Annotated in this window: 4 protein-coding genes; 2 read left to right on the forward strand and 2 right to left on the reverse strand. The window is 38.9% G+C overall.

Going from position 1 to position 2677, the window contains the following annotated elements:
- Window positions 1-108 (forward strand): transposase (locus H6G40_RS22745; RefSeq protein ID WP_190538260.1); only part of this gene is annotated, 108 nt, incomplete at its 5' end.
- 439 nt (window positions 109-547) lie between these two features.
- Here the strand turns inward: H6G40_RS22745 and H6G40_RS22755 are convergent.
- Window positions 548-799, reverse strand: a complete 252-nt coding sequence (locus H6G40_RS22755) for a BolA family protein (protein WP_002737239.1) — start codon at window positions 797-799, stop codon at window positions 548-550.
- Window positions 800-870: 71 nt separating this feature from the next.
- Window positions 871-1518: a hypothetical protein gene (locus H6G40_RS22760; RefSeq protein WP_042790659.1), complete on the reverse strand. Its 648-nt coding sequence runs from the start codon at window positions 1516-1518 to the stop codon at window positions 871-873.
- A 231-nt stretch (window positions 1519-1749) separates the two neighbouring features.
- Between H6G40_RS22760 and H6G40_RS22765 the strand changes: the two genes are divergently transcribed.
- The gene (locus tag H6G40_RS22765) at window positions 1750-2331 is read left to right on the forward strand and encodes a Uma2 family endonuclease (protein ID WP_069475487.1); all 582 of its coding nucleotides are present in this window, start codon (window positions 1750-1752) and stop codon (window positions 2329-2331) included.
- The last annotated feature ends 346 nt before the right edge of the window (window positions 2332-2677 follow it).

Raw genomic sequence — 2677 nt, forward strand, 5'->3', positions numbered from 1 at the left:
GAGGGAATCAACAATAAACTTAAACTAATAAAACGGAGAGGCTATGGCTTTAGAAACTTTCGGAATTTTTGGGTTAGAAGTATGTTATCTTGGCATCTTGTCTGTTGATTTAGCATAAAGAGTAACGAAGAGCCAAAAATATTAACATGATTTACGTCTGACATTTCGATCATGTCTGAGATCGAGAAGAAAACAACAAAACAGCGATCATCTAACTTTCTTTTAAATTCATAGAGTAGGGTTGACTTACCACAACCCCGATGTCCTGCTAGAATAATTTTTCCGTCTTCCGAAGGACTATCTTCTATCAATTGTTCTAATTCTTCGATAATTTCTGTGCCGTATTTAACAGCAAAACGCTGTAATTCTTTATCCGATCGCAGGGGTAAAAGTTCCAAATTGCGATAGGCTTCTCGAAAGGGTTCTAGTAAAGGACTAACCATGAGTAATTAAATTAGACTGTGTGTTGTGAAGATAATTAGCCACAAAGAAAACCAGAAAAAAACTAACTAATAACTGATAACTGATAACTGATAACTGATAACTGTTATTTTTCTGCTGCCCAACTGTCGGGAGTGTAGGTTTTTAATGCCAAAGCATGGATGGCTTCGGTAGCCAGTGCCGATTGTAAAGCGCCATAAACCATTTGATGCTGTTTAACGCGGGTTTTGCCAGCAAATTCGCCAGAAATAACCACCGCTTCCAAATGATCGCCACCTCCCGTCAAATCCCGAATCATCACTTGTGCATCGGGGATTTGTTCTTGAATCATCGCTTCTACTTGGCGAAAGTCAACCATCTTAACTCCTCAAAACAATTAAAGATACTCTGATCCCATTGTTACCGAAAGCTCGTCAATGGGGATAAAATTTACTGCTGTGGGGGGGGATTGCTAGGAGTTGCGGAGGTGGGAGTCGGTGCAGAGATGGGTGTACTGACAAATCCCATCTCGTAGAGTTGTTGATAGCTTTTTTGTCCTAATTCACTGGTGGGGTTTTGGGATTGAATCACCTGAATTAACAAAGGAACCGCCAATTCTGGCTGATTTTGCGCCCTATGAACTAAAGCAAGCTGATAGGTGGCTTCATCCCGCAGTTGTCCGGTGTTTAAAGCACTTTGACGCTGAGAATCGAATACTTTCGGGTCAATTCCTGAGAAACTATTAGCTAATTGCAGATGATAGTTAGATAGTTGGTTAAAAATCCGACGCGCTTGATTGAGTTTATCCACAGCGACATCGTATTTAGCGGCATTAATAGCAGTGTTCGCTTCTTCCACTAAACGTTGTCCCCCCTGAAGACTCAGAACACTATCGGCTTGATTTAAGGGTTTTAATTCGTTAGGATCGCTGGCAGGAGTGTTAGAGTCGGGGGTTTGTGCTTGTCCGTCAGGTGCGATCGCAATCACTAAACCGATCGCCAGACTGAACAGATAAATTAAACTATAAGGCTGTTTTCGCTTAACCATAAAATTTCTCGACTTAATGTTCCAGATGGGAACGGCTATTTTTTTTAACATCGACAACTGACCTATAGTAGCTTTTTTGGGGCAGTTTCGATCCGACCCCAGCTTTCTAGACGTTAGCTCTAGCGGTTTTGTCGCCATGGCAAGTGCTGTTTTTTCCCGAAAAATCAGTACAAGTCCCCAAAAAGTTAGTTTATTCCTCCCGATTAATGGTTTAAATACCGATAATTCACCCGTTGGAAGGCTGTCCAGATAGAATAAAGAGAAAGTAGGAGTTTAGTTAAAATGTCTTTATCACTGATTACGCGTAAGTTTACGGTGGAAGAATACGAAAAAATGGCAACCGAGGGAATAATCAAACCCGATGAAAAAGTGGAATTAATTCGAGGAGAAATTATCAAAATGTCACCGATGGGAACCCGTCATGCTTCTAGTGTAGATAGATTAATACAATTATTCTATCAAAAATTAGGACAGAAAATTATTCTCAGGGTGCAAAATCCGATTAGATTAAATAATAATTCTCAACCAGAACCAGATTTAAGTTTACTAATACCTCGATCGGATTTTTATGTTGCTGCCTATCCTTGTCCTCAAGATATCTATTTAATTATTGAAGTTTCTGATTCTACCATCGATTATGATCGCTATACTAAAATCCCTCTTTATGCAGAGGCAAATATTCAAGAAGTTTGGATCGTTAATCTCAAGGAAGAATGTTTAGAAGTTTATCGCCATCCGCTGCAGGGTAGTTATCAAGCTATTCAGAAATATTATCGAGGTGAAAGTATTTTTATTGAATCCTTTCCAATAATAGAGTTAACTTTAATTGAAATACTTGGTAATAAAAGTGAGATCAAGGGGTAAACTTAGATATCGTCAGGATTAATGCCTAATTCCCGCAGTTTATTCGCTAATCGTTCCGCTCGTTGTTTTCCTGATTATAGCTAGTGAAAGCTTGTCCATCGGGATAAAAAAGCAACATTTCTGGTTCCCCTAACTGAAATTGAATTTATTAATTGATTTTTTTAAAATGGTAAGTAGCTGGTTTTAATTAAATTAAAAATGGATTTTGGGTTCGATCCCCCCAACCCCCCTTGATAAGCTATCCATTAGTCACATCTTTCTTAACATAAAATTTGACAAAAAGAGAAAAGTGTGCAAGATGGCTCAAGGGGGTTCTATGGGGGGACTAATTTGATGAGATAGTTTC

The organism is Microcystis viridis FACHB-1342, assembly GCF_014698335.1.
GTDB lineage: Bacteria > Cyanobacteriota > Cyanobacteriia > Cyanobacteriales > Microcystaceae > Microcystis > Microcystis ichthyoblabe_A.

Excerpts from the sequence above, each read along its gene's own strand:
- H6G40_RS22755 (WP_002737239.1), bottom strand. The coding sequence starts at position 799 with ATGGTTGACTTTCGCCAAGTAGAAGCGATGATTCAAGAACAAATCCCC.
- H6G40_RS22760 (WP_042790659.1), bottom strand. The coding sequence starts at position 1,518 with ATGTTAAAAAAAATAGCCGTTCCCATCTGGAACATTAAGTCGAGAAAT.
- H6G40_RS22765 (WP_069475487.1), top strand. The coding sequence starts at position 1,750 with ATGTCTTTATCACTGATTACGCGTAAGTTTACGGTGGAAGAATACGAA.